Annotated in this window: 15 protein-coding genes and 2 pseudogenes; 5 read left to right on the top strand and 12 right to left on the bottom strand. The window is 66.4% G+C overall.

Annotated features, from left to right (window positions below; translation table 11 throughout):
• Window positions 1–44: 44 nt before the first annotated feature.
• Window positions 45–206 (bottom strand): annotated as a pseudogene (locus TX88_RS21420) (SDR family NAD(P)-dependent oxidoreductase); the annotation flags it as partial.
• On the bottom strand, window positions 203–1,312 hold the full coding sequence (locus tag TX88_RS21415) for a cholesterol dehydrogenase/isomerase (protein WP_044519928.1): 1,110 nt from the start codon (window positions 1,310–1,312) through the stop codon (window positions 203–205). The gene TX88_RS21415 and the pseudogene TX88_RS21420, both read right to left, overlap by 4 nt.
• Window positions 1,313–1,710: 398 nt before the next feature.
• Here TX88_RS21415 and TX88_RS21410 point away from each other — a divergent pair, with 398 nt between their 5' ends.
• The gene (locus TX88_RS21410; protein ID WP_210743053.1) at window positions 1,711–1,986 is read left to right on the top strand and encodes a hypothetical protein; all 276 of its coding nucleotides are present in this window, start codon (window positions 1,711–1,713) and stop codon (window positions 1,984–1,986) included.
• A 12-nt stretch (window positions 1,987–1,998) separates the two neighbouring features.
• On the opposite strand, the gene TX88_RS21405 is transcribed toward TX88_RS21410, so the two are convergent.
• The gene (locus TX88_RS21405; RefSeq protein ID WP_044519926.1) at window positions 1,999–3,198 is read right to left on the bottom strand and encodes a cytochrome P450; all 1,200 of its coding nucleotides are present in this window, start codon (window positions 3,196–3,198) and stop codon (window positions 1,999–2,001) included.
• Window positions 3,199–3,363: 165 nt separating this feature from the next.
• Between TX88_RS21405 and TX88_RS21400 the strand changes: the two genes are divergently transcribed.
• Entirely contained in the window at window positions 3,364–3,930 is a 567-nt protein-coding gene (locus TX88_RS21400) for a TetR/AcrR family transcriptional regulator (protein WP_044519925.1), read from the top strand.
• Here TX88_RS21400 and TX88_RS21395 read toward each other — a convergent pair.
• From TX88_RS21395 to TX88_RS21380, 4 genes are all read right to left on the bottom strand, one after another.
• Window positions 3,927–4,814 carry a formylglycine-generating enzyme family protein gene (locus TX88_RS21395; RefSeq protein ID WP_044519924.1) on the bottom strand — a complete coding sequence of 296 codons (888 nt, stop codon included), beginning with the start codon at window positions 4,812–4,814 and terminating at the stop codon, window positions 3,927–3,929. The two genes, TX88_RS21400 and TX88_RS21395, sit on opposite strands and share 4 nt — an antisense overlap.
• Window positions 4,815–4,892: 78 nt before the next feature.
• Window positions 4,893–5,804 carry an HAD family hydrolase gene (locus TX88_RS21390; protein WP_044519923.1) on the bottom strand — a complete coding sequence of 304 codons (912 nt, stop codon included), beginning with the start codon at window positions 5,802–5,804 and terminating at the stop codon, window positions 4,893–4,895.
• 1 nt (window position 5,805) lies between these two features.
• Window positions 5,806–7,350, bottom strand: a complete 1,545-nt coding sequence (locus TX88_RS21385; protein ID WP_044519922.1) for an arylsulfatase — start codon at window positions 7,348–7,350, stop codon at window positions 5,806–5,808.
• 139 nt (window positions 7,351–7,489) lie between these two features.
• Entirely contained in the window at window positions 7,490–9,040 is a 1,551-nt protein-coding gene (locus TX88_RS21380) for an arylsulfatase (RefSeq protein ID WP_044521551.1), read from the bottom strand.
• A 138-nt stretch (window positions 9,041–9,178) separates the two neighbouring features.
• Between TX88_RS21380 and TX88_RS21375 the strand changes: the two genes are divergently transcribed.
• Entirely contained in the window at window positions 9,179–10,252 is a 1,074-nt protein-coding gene (locus tag TX88_RS21375) for a tellurite resistance/C4-dicarboxylate transporter family protein (protein ID WP_044521549.1), read from the top strand.
• 1 nt (window position 10,253) lies between these two features.
• Window positions 10,254–10,529: a DUF1876 domain-containing protein gene (locus TX88_RS21370; protein WP_044519921.1), complete on the top strand. Its 276-nt coding sequence runs from the start codon at window positions 10,254–10,256 to the stop codon at window positions 10,527–10,529.
• A gap of 11 nt (window positions 10,530–10,540) precedes the next feature.
• Here TX88_RS21370 and TX88_RS21365 read toward each other — a convergent pair whose 3' ends face one another.
• From TX88_RS21365 to TX88_RS21350, 4 genes are all read right to left on the bottom strand, one after another.
• Complete coding sequence (locus TX88_RS21365) at window positions 10,541–11,626, bottom strand: 3-beta-hydroxysteroid dehydrogenase (RefSeq protein WP_044519920.1); 1,086 nt, start codon at window positions 11,624–11,626, stop codon at window positions 10,541–10,543.
• A 63-nt stretch (window positions 11,627–11,689) separates the two neighbouring features.
• Complete coding sequence (locus TX88_RS21360; RefSeq protein ID WP_036450687.1) at window positions 11,690–11,902, bottom strand: exodeoxyribonuclease VII small subunit; 213 nt, start codon at window positions 11,900–11,902, stop codon at window positions 11,690–11,692.
• Between the two features lie 11 nt (window positions 11,903–11,913).
• Window positions 11,914–13,143 carry an exodeoxyribonuclease VII large subunit gene (gene xseA / locus TX88_RS21355; protein WP_044519919.1) on the bottom strand — a complete coding sequence of 410 codons (1,230 nt, stop codon included), beginning with the start codon at window positions 13,141–13,143 and terminating at the stop codon, window positions 11,914–11,916.
• Window positions 13,140–13,718: a lipid droplet-associated protein gene (locus TX88_RS21350; protein WP_044519918.1), complete on the bottom strand. Its 579-nt coding sequence runs from the start codon at window positions 13,716–13,718 to the stop codon at window positions 13,140–13,142. Before TX88_RS21350 ends, xseA begins: the two co-directional genes overlap by 4 nt.
• A gap of 62 nt (window positions 13,719–13,780) precedes the next feature.
• Here TX88_RS21350 and TX88_RS21345 point away from each other — a divergent pair, with 62 nt between their 5' ends.
• Complete coding sequence (locus tag TX88_RS21345) at window positions 13,781–14,794, top strand: 4-hydroxy-3-methylbut-2-enyl diphosphate reductase (RefSeq protein WP_044519917.1); 1,014 nt, start codon at window positions 13,781–13,783, stop codon at window positions 14,792–14,794.
• A 17-nt stretch (window positions 14,795–14,811) separates the two neighbouring features.
• Here TX88_RS21345 and TX88_RS35265 read toward each other — a convergent pair.
• Window positions 14,812–15,237 (bottom strand): annotated as a pseudogene (locus TX88_RS35265) (DUF6542 domain-containing protein); the annotation flags it as partial.

Here is a 15,237-nt window from a genome sequence, read left to right as displayed (position 1 = left end):
CCCAGCTCCTACGCCGACGTCACCGACGAGGACTCGGTGCAGAAGCTGGTGTGCGGTGCACCGAGTTCGGAAGCCCGGGCTGCGGCGCCGTCAGCGTCACGGTCGGCCACCACGATGCGGCAGCCGTCGGCGGCCAGGGCCTGCGCGCTGGCCCACCCGATTCCTGAGGCCCCGCCGATGACGATCGCGACGCGTTGGGTGCTCATGCCTGACTCCCGTCTGTGTCATGCTCCTCGCGCGAGCGCTCGTCGGCGCGATGATCGCCCCACTTCTTGTCGATGGCGTTCCAGGGGTCGGCCAGCTGCCCGGGATAGTCCTTGTACGCGGACTTGGACCGCAGGAACGCGCGGATCAGGGGTGCCGCCAGGCCGATCGGGAAACGCTTGAACCCGGCGTTCGCCCTGGTGTCTGCCAGCAGCTGTGGCCACGAGTGATGCTGGAACCCGAGCGCTTCCTGCGAGCGGCGGGTGTCCATCCAGTCGGTGGCGAACCAGGCGGTGTCGTCGTCGGGGTTGCCGGGCCGGCCGATCGGCAGGCCGCCCTTGATCCCCATCGCGGCAGCCGCTTGCGAACCGACCGCGGACTGGATGTGCCGGTGCGTTTCGGCGTCGCCGCCGATCAGCAGCACCTCGTGGTTGGCGGTCTCCGTCGGGACCGTGGTGGCCGCGACGAACGCTGCCGCCACATCGCGCACGTCGACGGTCTGCAGCCGCCCGTCGGCGGGCAGCACGCTCTCGAACGAGATGAGGTCGACGTCGATGCCGAGGCTGAACTCGGAGCTCATCACCCCACCGAGTCGCAGGATCAGCCAGTCCAGCTTCGAGGCCCTGACCAGGCCTTCGGCCTCGACCTTGTGGGCGCCGTAGATGTCGGACGGGTTGACCGGGGTGTCGGGGGTCAGCACATCGTCGATGTGGTGCGGGTTGCGGGCGCCGTAGACCGCGATGCTGGAGGCCTGGACGAACCGGGGCGGTGTGGGCTGGGCCTCGGCGGCGCGCAGCAGCGATGCGGTGGCCTCGACGTTCACCTTCCGGGCCAGCCCGCGACGCATGTAGCAGAACGGCGGGATGATCGCGGCGAGGTGGATGATCGCGGCCGGAGCGACCGCAGCCACGAGTGCGTCGACGGCGGCGGCGTCGGTCAGATCCGCCCAGCGCACCTCTACGGAGGCCGGCAGAGCGGCGGCGGCCTTGCGGTTTCCGGGGACGTCGAGATCGGTCGCGACCACCGTGCGTCCGCCGGCAGCCAGCGTCTTCACGACCGCCGAGCCCACCAAACCGAACGCTCCGGTAACCAAAACAGCGTCGGACATAGGCCTCCTCGCTAGAACGTGTTGCAACACTAGCGAACGTGGATGTGGTGTGTGTCACCGCGATCCCGACGGGGTCCGGGCGGTTTTGGCGGACCGTTCGCCCGGGGGTGCTCAGCAACCAGCACGCAGCCGCCTTACTGGGGGAGAGCCGGAGAAGGCGAATGTTGCTGCGGTTGCCTCAAAAGCATTGATCAGTGGCACTGTCGGCGGATAAGCGTGACCGGGGTCACGCGGCACGTCCCACTGTGATGCATTTGCCGGAACGGTCGTCGTTATCGGATTTGGAAATTTGCCCGAGACGTATGCAAGGTGTGGCTGTAGGTATCGGTGAAAGTGAGCCAATCGCAGGCGTTTGTGATGTACTCGGTTGCACGCGTCAGTAATTGGGGAGGTGTGGGATGTCCGAAGATGTCGTGACGGGGGTTAACGACAGCGACTCTGGCGAAATTGCCGAAGAAGTTGCTGTGGGTTCCTCGGTGATCGTTTATCCGGGAACTGACGACGAATTGCACGGCATTGTCGTCGAAGATTTCGCCGACTTGGCCGGGACCGCGGTCGAGGTCGCCGGGGAGCGAATTGTCGAACCGGCACGCCGGTGGGCAGTCAACCTAGACGACGGCGGGCTCGTGTTCGTCGACGACGACAGCATCGCGCTCGCTGCGCAAGCCGCCTGAGTTCTGACCAGTTCAGCGCACGCTCAGCGGAAGCCGGCGTAGCCGGCGTACCAACAGGCTGGGTTGCCATTCGGCGTCGCCCGCGGGCTGGATGCTGATGCTGGCCGACAGCAGGTGCGAAACCACTGTCCGGGCCTCGGTGCGGGCCAGTGCTGCGCCCACGCAGAAGTGGGCACCCTTTCCGAATGTCAAGTGAGTCTTGGCGTTTCCTCGATCGAGCCGGAATTCATCCGCTGCTTCGAACGCCTTCGGGTCGCGGTTGGCCGACCCCCACAACAGCAGCAGGTGCGAGCCCGCGGGCAGTGTGACGCCGGCCAGCTCGGTATCGGCCAGCACGTGTCGGTAGTGGCCCCGAAATGGCGACTCGTATCGCAACACCTCCTCCAGGAACGCGGCGACCAGGTTGGGCTCGCGGCGCAGCCGGTCGGCCAGGTCGGGCCGTTGGGCCAGTATCTGCACCGCGCTGCCCAGCAGTGACGCGGTGGACTCCGCGCCGGCAGCGACCAATTGGATGAGGATCAGTGCCGCAGTCTCGCGGCTGATCTTCTCGGTCGCGCAGTACTGCGCGAAATCGCCCATCAGGTTTTCGCCGGGGTTTGCCGCTTCTGCATCGAACCGTTCGAAGAGGTATCCGCCGAGCTCGACAGCCGCGATCCCCGACGCTTTCAGCTGCTCGGAGTCGACCAGCCCGTCCAGCAGTTGAGTGCTGGCATAAGCCCAGGTCACCAACCGGTCGACGTCCTCGGCGGGGAGTCCGAGCAGCTTCGCGACGACAAGCATCGGCAACCGGTCCGCCATCACGGCCATCCAGTCGAACTCCCGGCCGGCCGCGGTCAGCAGGTCGGCGGCGGTTTCGGCGATGAACGGTTCCAGTGCGGCTATCCGCCGGGCCGCCAGCCGGGGAAGCACCATCTTGCGTTGGGTGGCATGCAGCGGGTCGTCCGCCGTGGCGAGCACGTGGGTGGCGCCGCTGGGCGGCTCCATCGCGAATCGGGTCACCGTGCCGTCGGACTGGTGCCACATGGTGGCAGTGAGATTCGACGAGAAGTCGTCGACCCGGGCCGTGGCCTCGACGACGGCGTCGAATGTGCACGCTACGAAGAACGGTGAGTCGGCGATCCGCTGCACCGGGGCAGCCGCCCGCATCCGGGAGTACAGGGGGTATGGATCCTGTAGGCAGGCCGGGTCGAACAGTTCGTGTGCCAGAAGCATTTGCCCAGGTTGGCTGGCGATTTCGGGGGAGTCAACGAGGTCGGGAGATGTTGATATTGGCCGACTGGACTGGCGGCGCGCACGCGTCTCACTGCGGTGCGGTGACCTGCGGAGCGAGTGAGAATTATTCGGAATTTTGTCTCATAATGCGATAGATTGGCCGCCATGTCTCCCGGGCGCACGGACTGGTTGGTCGGGGGCGACCGACGTGTCGAGGCTGCCGAGCGCATCTACACCGCGGCGGCGGAGATGGCGGCCCGCGATGGGCTGGACGCGCTGGACATCGATGCGCTGGCGGCCCGGGTGCACTGCTCGCGTGCGACGGTCTACCGGCATGCCGGCGGCAAGACGCAGATCCGCGACGCCGTGCTGGCGAGGTTGGCCGCTTCGATTGTGGGGGAGGTGCGTCGAGCGGTCGACGGGCTGACCGGAGCGCAGCGGGTGTTGACCGCCGTCACCGTTGCACTGCACCGTATTCGAGCCGATCCGATGTTCGATCTGCTCCTCGGGTCACTACGCGGCGGCGGCGCGATGGCGGACCTGACGCAATCGCCGGTGCCTGCCGCATTCGCCACCGAACTCACCGGTCTGGGCGAGGACGACCCCGCGGCCGCGGCATGGATCGTGCGCCTGGTGCTGTCCCTGCTGGTCTGGCCGGGTGCCGACGAGGCCGCCGAGCAGGAGACTTTACGGCGATTCGTCGCCCCGGCGTTCGGTGAGACCCAGCCCTAATCGGCGCGGCGCACACACCGAAAGCCGATGTGGCTCATACCCGTATCCACCATCTGGGGCCGCCGCGCGGCGGGTCGGTACCGCATGCAGTAGCTGTCGGCACACAGGAACGAGCCGCCCTTGATCACCCTGCGCCCGATCTGGAACTGCGGCTGGTTCGGGTCGTAGGTGTCCGCCGCGCAACACGGTGTGGTGGCCCGATCCTCGCCGTACCAGTCCGTGGTCCACTCCCAGACATTGCCTGCCATGTCGAACAGGCCGTATCCGTTGGGCTCGAAGCTGCCGACCGGTTTCGTTGTGCCGTAACCGGTGTCGGGCAGATAAGGGAACTCGCCGTGCCAGTAGTTCGCGAGGTGCTGTCCGGGTTGCTCGGGCTCGTCGCCCCACGTGTAGGCGGCGCCGGAGACCCCACCGCGGGCCGCCGTCTCCCACTCGGCCTCGGTCGGCAGGTCGAGGCCGGCCCAGTCCGCGTACGCGGCGGCGTCGTCAAATGCGATGTGCACCACGGGATGCTGCTCGCGTCCCTTCAGCGACGACCGGGGCCCGCGGGGGTGATTCCAGCACGCTCCCGGCGTCCATGCCCACCACTGGTTGAGGTGCCGCAGGTCCACCGGGCCCGCGGTGCGCTGGAAGACCATCGAGCCGGGAACCAGGTTTTCCGGTGGGGCGCCCGGGAAGTCGTCCGGGTTCACCGGACGTTCGGCGACGGTGACGTAGCCGGTGGCGTCCACGAATTCGCCATACTCGGCGTTGGTCACCTGATGGCGCTGGATCCAGAACCCCGAGGTGGCGACCTCCCGCGCCGGCGCCTCCTCGGGGTAATGCGCATCAGAGCCGAGGACCGCCGTCTGTGCCGGAATCCAGACCAGATCGGACGCCGTCATGCATCGACTCTGCGGTGAGGGCGAGGTTTACTCGCACTTTTGCGCACTGGACGCAGAGTCGATGATCTCAGTGCGAACTCAGTCAAAGACCGTCGTCCAATCGTCACGCATGCTTGCCACCGCCCAGCCGCGGTCGGCGGCCAGCCCCAGCGCGTTGTCCGCGCCTGCGGTGTAGTCGAATTCGCGTTCGGCGTCGTCGTGGCGCACCAGCAGACCCAACGACGGGCTCGTCCCGCCGCCGGCGTATTCGAGCATCTGGATATCGCCGTTGGAGTTGCCCGCCGCGAAGATCGGCCGACGCCCGACGCGCCCCCAGATACGCACTGCCTTGACCGGACCGTCGTTGAGGAATTCCGGGGTGGCCGTCGTCTTGAGCTGGCCGTCGACGAAATCCAGCCCCACCGAACTGCCGATCACCCGCTCTGGGGGGACGCCGTACATCTGTGTCGTCACCGGGCGCATGAAATCACGGCCGCCTCCGGAGACGATGTAGTTCGTGAAGCCGTTGGTCTCCAGATAACGCAGCAACTCGACCATCGGCAGATAGCCGCACGCGGTGTACGGACGACCCAGCGTCGGGTGCTGCGCCTCGGCGAAGAACGCCTTGATCTGGTCGGCGTGATCCTCGACAGACATTCCGGCGTAGGCCGAAAGTATGCCGCCAGCAAGGATTTTCAGGGCCGAGTCGTCACCGTTGTAATGCCTGGTGACGGCATCGCCGAACCAGCCCAGATCGCCGGCGGCCGCGGCCTGATAGGGCTGCTCGGCTGCCAGCGCCGGGTCGGCGGCCGCCTGCTCGGCCAGCCGGCGCACCAGGAAGTCCAACTGGATGTAGGCCGGCTTCTCGCACCACAGGGTTCCGTCGTTGTCGAATACCGCGATACGGGCTTCCGGCGCAACGAAATCCGGACCGTCGGTGGTGACGCGGCCCACGAAGTCGACGATCGCCGACTTCGTGGAGCCGTCGTTCCAGGAATCGAGAACTCCCAACTCAGCCGCCCATGCGTTCGAGGAAGTTGTGGAGTTGATCGACTGCGTTGCTGATGGTGAACGATGCCGGTTCGCGGCGCGGTGGAAACTCCTTGAAGGTCTCAAGGAACTGGGTGACCAAAGCGTTGGCCATGAGGGCGAGGTAGTCGTGTTCGAACCACCAGTCCCAGTAGGTGTTTGAGGTGATGTCCGCGCGCTCGTAGGGGTCGGTGCGCAGGTTGAACAGTTTCGGCGCGCGCAGCGGCGTGAACGGCTCGAACCAGATCTGCAGCGTGCCCTTGCAGCGCTGCTCCATGAACACGACCTTCCAGTTGTCGATGCGCACACCGAGTACGTCGCAGTCGTCGGAGAAGTAGATCAATCCGCGGCGAGGGCTCTTGTCGACCTCGCCGGTGAGATACGGCAGCAGGTTGAAGCCGTCGATGTGGACCTTGTACTTCGTGTCCCCGGCCTTGTAGCCCTTCTTGAGCTTCTCGACGATGTCGGCGTCACCGGCGGCGGCCAGGAAGGTCGGCAGCCAGTCGTGATGCTGGACGATCTCGTTGGAGACACTGCCGGCTTCGATCTTTCCGGGCCAGCGGATCAGCTCCGGGATGCGGAACGCGCCTTCCCAGTTGGTGTTCTTCTCACTGCGGAACGGAGTCGTCGCACCATCGGGCCAGGTGTTGGCGTGCGGACCGTTGTCAGTCGAGTAGATGACGATGGTGTCCTCGGCCAGCCCCAACTCGTCGAGCGCGTCGAGCAATTGGCCCACGTTGCGGTCGTGGTCGACCATCGTGTCGTGGTAGCCGGACTGCCAGCGCCCGGCCTGGCCGACGCTTTCGGGCTTGGTATGCGTCCGGAAGTGCATGTGGGTGGTGTTCATCCAGACGAAGAACGGTGTATCCGCCTCCTTTTGGCGCCGGATGAAGTCGATGCAGGCCGACGTCGTCTCGTCGTCGATGGTCTCCATGCGTTTCTTGGACAGCGGTCCGGTGTCTTCGATGCGTTGTTTGCCTACCGGACCGAAGCGCTCGTCGACCTCGTCAGACTCCTCCTCGGTCGCCCAGGAATGGACCACACCGCGCGGCAGCATCTTCCTGCGCAGATTGGGGGCTTCTTCTTCGGTCGGGTAGTCGGGGTGCTCCGGCTCCTCTTCGGCGTTGAGGTGGTACAGGTTGCCGAAGAACTCGTCGAAGCCGTGATTGGTCGGCAGATACTGGTTGAGGTCACCGAGATGGTTCTTGCCGAACTGCCCGGTGGCGTAGCCGAGCGGTTTCAGCAGCGATGCGATCGTCGGGTCTTCGGGGGACATTCCGACGTCCACGCCGGGCATGCCGACCTTGGACAGCCCTGTGCGGTACACACTCTGGCCGGTGATGAACGACGACCGCCCGGCCGTACAGCTCTGCTCGCCGTAGGAATCGGTGAACAGCATGCCTTCCTTGGCGATGCGGTCGATGTTGGGCGTTCGGTAGCCCATCAGCCCCATGCTGTAGCAGGACAGATTGCTGATCCCGATGTCGTCACCCCAGATGACCAGGATGTTGGGTTGGTTGTTGGGCATGTGCCAGGCCTCGCTTTCGTATCGGATGCGGTTGTCGCGCCTGCTGCCAGTCCTCCCGACCTAGCCCGACGTTATGCGCCCACGGCGGAGCGGAGGACGATCTCGCGCGTCTCTCAGCGAATACTCAATTCGAGCCGGGTCAGTCCTTGGCCAGGAACTCGTGCAACTTCTCGACGGCTTGATCCACGCTGAAGCTGGCCGGTGCATGCCGAGGCGGGAAGTCCTTGAACGTCTCAAGGAACTTCGTCGCCATCGCGGTCGCGTAGAACACGAAGAAGTCGTGCCGCAACAGCCATTCGTAGTAGGTGTTCGACGTGATGTCGGCGAACTCGTACGGGTCGGTGCGCAGGTTGAACAATTTCGGCACGCGTAGCGGCGTGAACGGCTCGGCCCAGACCCGCAGGGTGCCCTGGCACCGCTGTTCGGCGAAGACGATCTTCCAGTTCTCGAACCGCAGCGCCACCAGGTCCCCGTCGTCGGAGAAATAGAAGAACCCACGCCGGGGGCTGGTGTCGACCTCGCCGGTCAGGTACGGCAACAGGTTGTACCCGTCGATGTGAACCTTGTACTCGGTCTCGCCGTCGGCGCCGGCTTTGTGGCCCGTCTTGAGCTTCTCCGCGATGTCGGGATCGCCCGCGGCGGCCAACAGGGTGGGCAGCCAGTCGTGGTGCTGGATGATCTCGTTGGAGACCGAGCCGGACTTGATCTTCCCGGGCCAGCGGATCAGCTCGGGAATCCGGAAAGCGCCCTCCCAGTTGGTGTTCTTCTCGCTGCGGAACGGGGTGGTGCCGCCGTCGGGCCAGGTGTTGCGGTGCGGGCCGTTGTCGGTGGAGTAGATGACGATGGTGTCCTCGGCGATGCCGAGCTCGTCGAGCACGTTCAGCACGGTGCCCACGTTGCGGTCGTGGTCGATCATCGTGTCGTGGTACGGCGACTGCCACAGCCCGGCCTGCCCACGGCTCTCCGGCTTGGTGTGGGTGTAGAGGTGCATGTGGGTGAAGTTGCACCACACGAAGAACGGATTGCCCTCCGCATGCTGACGCTTGATGTAGTCGACCGTGGAGTCGGCGATGTCCTCGTCGATGGTCTCCATCCGCTTGGTGTTCAGCGGGCCGGTGTCCTCGATGGTCTGCTTGCCGACGGGCCCGAACTTCGGGTCGTCCGGTTCGGTGGACACGTCGGTGGTGGCCTTGCACTTGAGCACGCCACGCGGCTTGGCCAGCTGGTAGAGCCGCGGGTACCGATCCTCGTGCGGGTAGTCGAAGTTCTCGGGTTCTTCCTCGGCGTTGAGGTGGTAGAGGTTGCCGTAGAACTCGTCGAAGCCGTGAACGGTCGGCAGGTATTTGTTGAGGTCGCCGAAGTGGTTCTTGCCGAACTGGCCGGTCGCGTACCCGAGCGGCTTGAGTAGCTCGGCGATGGTGGGATCCTCTGCGGCCCAACCGATGTCCACGCCGGGCACGCCGACTTTGCTCATTCCGGTGCGATAGACGCTCTGCCCACTGATGAACGCCGCGCGGCCGGCGGTGCAACTTTGCTCGCCATAGGAGTCGGTGAACCGCATGCCCTCGCTGGCGAGGCGGTCGATGTTCGGGGTCTGGTACCCCATCAGGCCGTCGCTGTAGCAACTCAGGTTGCTGATGCCGATGTCATCGCCCCAGATCACGAGAATGTTCGGCTTGCCGTTCGGCATGTTGGCTCCTCGCCTGTGCAGATCCACCCCAACCCGGTTCCGACCTTAGGCGTTCGGCGACGTGCGGGGCGCCGCTTCGCCCGCCTGTCGCCGGAAATTTACGCTTTTGCCGGACGGCGCGGTGGTATGACCGGAGCCATGAGTGAGCCGACGGCACGCGAGGCTGTACGCACCCTGCACCCCGGTTACTTCGCGCTCGTCATGGCCACCGGAATCATGTCCATCGCGATGAATTACCACCGTGCGCATGCGGTTTCGGTGGGTCTCTTGTGGGTGGCGGGCATCGCCTATCTGGTCCTGGTGGCCCTGACGGGCATGCGCATCGTCGTCTACCGGCGTGAATTCGTGGCCGACCTGACCGACCCGAGCCGCGCGTTCGCCATGTTCACCTTTGTGGCGGCCACCTGTGTGGTCGGCACCCGGCTGGCCGCCGATGGCCATTACGGGCTCGCGTTCGCGCTCCTGGCGGTCGGTTGGGCGGCCTGGATGGTGTTGGGCTACGTGGTGCCGTGGACGGCGGTACTCGGCCATGCCGCCCGGCCGGTGTTGCAGAGCGCCAACGGCACCTGGTTCATCTGGGTGGTTGCCAGCCAGTCCGTCGCGGTGCTGGCCGCGGCACTACAGCCCGAAATCGCCGCCGGCCGTTCGGAACTGGCGTTGCTGGCGGTCTTCTCGTGGTCGGTCGGGATATTTCTCTACGGGGCTGCGGGTGTGTTCGTGGCCATCCGGATGCTGCTGTATCCGTTGCGGCCTGCCGATCTGACACCGTCGTACTGGGTGGCGATGGGCGCCACCGCCATCACCGTGGTGGCCGGTGCCCGGATCGTCGAGATGGCGGACGCGCCCATGGTGGCAGCCACTCGTGGCCTGATCGCGGGAGCGTCGGTGTTCTTCTGGGCCTTCGGTACCTGGCTGATTCCGCCGCTGATCGCTGCCGGAATCTGGCGCCACTGGGTCCATCGCGTCCCCTTGCGCTACGACGCCACCCTGTGGAGCGTGGTCTTCCCGCTGGGGATGTACGGGGTCGGCGGCTACTACCTCGGCCAGGCCGACCAGCTACCCATCGTGGAACGCATCGGCTACGTCGAGAGCTGGATCGCGCTGGCGGTGTGGGCAGTGACCTTCGTGGCCATGCTGCGCCACCTGTTCATCACGCTGCGGCCTGGTGTCCGGGACGTATCCGGCGCACCCTTGGAGGTGGAAGGTGATTGACATGTACGACAAGGATCTGACCAACAAATGGCTCGTCGAGATCGAGTTCTCCGAAGACGAGATCCACACCCACGCCTCGGTCCGGGCGCAGGTGCGCGACGACACGATATCCACCACCGGAGACGCCTACCGAAACCCGAAAGACCCCGGCGCGCCGATGATCGGTGAGGAGATCGCGGCGGCCCGTGCACTCATCTCGCTGGGCACCGAACTACTGCATGCCGCATCGGCACGGATCGAACAGTCCACGCACCATCCGGTGCACCTCTACCGCTGAGACGTGACCGCCTACGCGGTGACGGGCTGCTTGTCGCCGGACTCCATCTGGTGGAACAGGTCGACGTAGTAGGGCATGCACTCGGTCATGGCCTGCTCGGTGGTGAACAGCGGCTGGTAGCCCAGGTCGCGTCCGGCCTTGGCGATCGAGAAGTAGTTGTTGAGGTAAAGCCGTTCCACCGCAAGGGGTTCGATCAACGGCTGGGGGAGGCCGAACTTGAAGTGCAGCCACTGCCAGGCCATCATCACCTTGTGCACCAGGCGCCCTGACACGTAGAAGGTCGGCAGCTTGCGGCCGCACGCCGCGATCACCGGACGGGCGAACTCGAACATGTTGATCGGCTCGCCGTCGTTGATGAAGTAGGCCTGACCGGGCGCGGTGCCACCGGGGACCAGGTGCTGGCCGGCCAGGATGAACCCGTGGATCAGGTTGTGCACGTAGGAGTTGTCGAGCTTGATGTTCTTGTTGCCGACGAGCACCTTGACGTGTCCGGCGAGTACGTTCTCGAACACCTTGCGGAACATGGTCTGATCGCCGCGGCCCCAGATGCCGCTGGGCCGGATCGAACACGTCAGCATGCCCTGCTCGCCGTTCTGCGAGAGCACGAACTTCTCGGCCACGACCTTGGTCTCGGTGTACAGGTCGTTGAACCGGTTGGTGTACGGCATGGTCTCGTCACCGTTGACGATGTCCTGTCCGCCCATGACCACGCTGTTGGAGGCGGTGTAGACGAAGCGCTTGACGCCGGCGGCCTGGCCCGCGTGGACCAGGTTCTTGGTGCCCTCGACGTTGACGGCGAAGCTGCGCTGCCGGTACTCCTCGGTGACCGAGGCGCCGCCCATCAGGTCGATGATCGCCGCGGTGTGAATGATCGTGTCGATGTCCTTGACGGCCGCGGCCACGGTCTCCGGGTTGCAGATGTCGCCCTCGATGACCTCAAGGCCGGCGTGATCGCCCAGCGGCGACGGCGCGCGGTCGAACGAGCGCACCGTGTATCCGCGGTCGAGCAGCTCGGTCACCAGGTTGGCGCCGACGAAGCCGGAGCCACCGGTCACCAGGACGCGGCCGAGTTCAGTGGTCAGAGATGCGTCACCCATGCCCGGCAGCTTAACTGAAACAGGTTCCAGTTTCGAGCGCGATCGGCAAAAATGGTTGCTGGATCAAGATTCGTCCGCCTCGCGTGCAGCCAGTGCCTGCTCGACGCGCTGCCGAGCTCCGGCTAAGTGTTCCTCGCATCGTTGTGCCAGCTTCTCGCCTCTTTCCCAGAGGTTGAGCGAAGCATCCAGGTCAAGCCCGCCCTGCTCCAGCTGCTGCACGACGGCGATCAGTTCGTCACGGGCCTCTTCGTAGCCCAATTCACTAATAGGCTTCATACTCACACCCTCTATTCGCTACCGTCGCTGACAGCCGAGATCACGCCGTCGGACACCCGCACCCGCAATCGGGTGCCGTTCGGCGCGTCGGCCACTGAACGCAGGACTGTCGGCGCCCCTGACGCCGGGACCGCCTGGACCACCGCATACCCGCGGGCCAGCGTCGCCGCCGGGCCGAGTGCGGTCAACCGCGCCGACAGGTGGCCGACGGTGTCGGCCTCCGCGGCGATGAGCCGGGTGATGTCGCGTTGCGCGGTGGCCCGGGCGCGCGCGATCTCGTCCGCCCGCGCGGTGAGCGCGGCGAGAGGTTGCGCGAGTACCGGACGGCTGCGCAACTGCTCCAGGTGGTGCTGCTCGCGGTGCACCCAGTTGCGCAGAGCGCGGGCGCTGCGCCTGTGCAGATCGTTGATCAGCGCCTGTTCGGCGGCCGCGTCGGGCACGATCCGTTTGGCCGCGTCGGTCGGGGTGGCCGCGCGCACGTCGGCGACCAGATCGGACAGGGGAGTGTCGGGTTCGTGGCCGATCGCGCTGACCACCGGCGTGCGGCAGGCCACGATGGCCCGGCACAGCGTCTCGTCGGAGAACGGCAGCAGGTCCTCCACGCTGCCGCCGCCGCGGGCCAGGACGATGACGTCGACGTCGGGGTCGGCATCCAGGGCGGCCAGCGCGTCTACGATCTGCGGAACCGCGTTGGGCCCCTGCACGATGGTGTTGCGGATCGCGAAGCGCACCGCGGGCCAGCGAGTGCCGGCGACGGTGGTGACATCACGCTCGGCGGCCGAGGCGCGGCCGGTGATCAGGCCGATGGTGTTGGGCAGGAACGGGATTGGCCGCTTGAGTCGTGGGTCGAAGAGCCCTTCGGCCTCCAGGAGCCGGCGCAGGCGCTCGATCCGCGCCAGCAACTCACCGATTCCGACTGCGCGAATCTCGCTGACCCGCAGCGAGAATGTGCCGCGGCCGGTGTAGAAATTGGGCTTGCCGCAGATGATCACCTGGGTGCCCTCGGTCAATTTGACCGGGGCGTTGCGCACCAGATCGCGCGGGCAGGTCAACGTCAGCGACATGTCCGCGGCCGGATCGCGCAGCACCATGAAGACGGTCTTGGAGTCCGGGCGGACCTTGAGTTCGGTCAGCTGTCCCTCGACCCATACCGTGCCGAGCCGGTCGATCCATTTGGCGACGCGGGTCGCCACGGCGCGGACCGGCCAGGGGTTCTCCGGTGACTGACCCGGTTCGGTCACTTCGCGGTCGCGCGGGTGATCCTGTTGGCGAGCAGCGTCACGAACGGTGCGCGGGCCCGGCCGGCTTCTTCATAGGCCAGCAGCGCCTCGAGGTCGGCCACCCGCAATGAGGTCAGCCGGGCGCGAAGCTGCGCCAGCGTCAGCGCGTCGTATCCGAGCTCGCCGGCGATATCGGGCTCCGCGCCCGCAGCGGTGGCACGCGCGGCCTTCCCGTTCGTCGCGGCGGCCGATTCGGGCTCTCCGGTGCTGTACAGGGCGAACCGCCCCTCGGTGCGCCGCTCGCCGTCGCCGGACGCGTCGTCCTCGTCCTCGTCCTCGGAGTCGGAGTCGAGGTCCTCGTCGAAGGTGGCCCACTCGGGCTGCTCGTCCTTGGGCGGAAACAGCTGCCCCAGCGTTTCGTCGCCCTTGACGACCAGCTCAGCGAGGTTCTGCTGGACGTGCATGACGAGGTTCGCCGCCTGGCTGGCCATCGTCATGGGGTAGGTCAGGATGGTTTGGGGCAGCTTGCGAGTTTCCTCGATCGCGGTCGCCGCCGCACCCACCAGCAGCCGGACCCCGTACGGTGCAGTTCCCATGTGCACAGACTAGCCACAGCCACGGCTGGCTCCGTTGCATTGTCGCCCCGTACCCTGGAGACATGCCGCCGACAATCAACATGGGTATCCCGGGTGCCACGATCTCGGTGAGGTCAGGCGGCGGTTCACAAGTCTCCGGCAAACGGGTCCTGCTGGCCGAGCCCCGCGGGTACTGCGCCGGTGTGGACCGTGCGGTCGAGACCGTGGAACGCGCCCTGGAGAAGCACGGCGCCCCGGTCTATGTGCGCCACGAGATCGTGCACAACGTGCACGTCGTCGAGACGCTGGCCAAGGCCGGTGCCGTCTTCGTCGAAGAGACCAGCGAGGTGCCCGAAGGGGCCATCGTGGTGTTCTCGGCGCACGGTGTCGCGCCGACCGTCCACGTCGAGGCCGCCGAGCGCAATCTGAGGACCATCGACGCCACCTGCCCGCTGGTCACCAAGGTCCACAACGAGGCCAAGCGGTTCGCCCGCGACGACTACGACATCCTGCTCGTCGGCCATACCGGGCATGAGGAGGTGGTCGGCACCGCCGGTGAGGCACCCGACCATGTCCAGGTGGTCGACAATCCGGACGCCGTCGACAACGTCACCGTGCGCGACGAGAACAAGGTGATCTGGTTGTCGCAGACGACGCTGAGCGTCGACGAGACCATGGAGACCGTGCGCCGGCTGCGCGAGAAGTTCCCGACGCTGCAGGATCCGCCGAGTGACGACATCTGCTACGCCACCCAGAACCGCCAGGTCGCGGTCAAGGCGATGGCGCCCGAATGCGAGCTGGTGATCGTGGTCGGCTCGAAGAACTCATCCAACTCGGTCCGGCTGGTCGAGGTGGCGCTCGGCGCAGGGTCGCAGGCAGCCCATCTGGTGGACTACGCCGAGGACATCGACCCGACCTGGCTGGAGGGCGTCACCACCGTGGGCGTCACCTCCGGGGCATCGGTGCCCGAGGTGTTGGTGCGCGGTGTGCTCGAGCGGCTTGCCGAATACGGCTATGGGACCGTGCAGACGGTGACCACCGCCAACGAGACGTTGGTGTTCGCGCTGCCGCGTGAGATCCGCCCGCCGCGCTCCTGATCGGCGCTAGCCGTCGATCAGTCGTCGTAATCCCAGGAGTGACGCCCCCTGGCGGATGACCGTGGCCGCGTCCGGTGCTCGACGCGGTGGTCTTCGTCCTCAGAACCGCGGTACCGCACCCGCGACACCGGATGGTGTGTCGAGCGGCCGGAACCGTTGGGTGCCTGCTTGGGCTGCTCGAAGGAATCCTCGAACGGCTGGTAGTCGTCGAACCGGCGGCGCGGTCGCTGCTGCCGCTCGCGTGGGGCGTCGAACGAGCCGGTGTCACGGCGCTCTGGCGGCGGCTGCTTGCGTGGTTCGCGTGGTTGGGTCCGCACCCTCCGGCGCGGCTCGCCGCTTCCCGGCTCAGCCGAGCGCGGCGGCCTAGGCCGCCGCGGCCGCTCGGGCATCGCGCCGTCGAGTTCGCTGCCGAGATCGCCGTCGGCGGCGCGGCTGGGGCGGGG

The organism is Mycolicibacterium septicum DSM 44393 (genome assembly GCF_000455325.1).
Lineage (GTDB): Bacteria > Actinomycetota > Actinomycetes > Mycobacteriales > Mycobacteriaceae > Mycobacterium > Mycobacterium septicum.
Note: the sequence above shows the minus strand (reverse complement) of the source record. Positions and strands in the feature narration are given on the sequence as shown.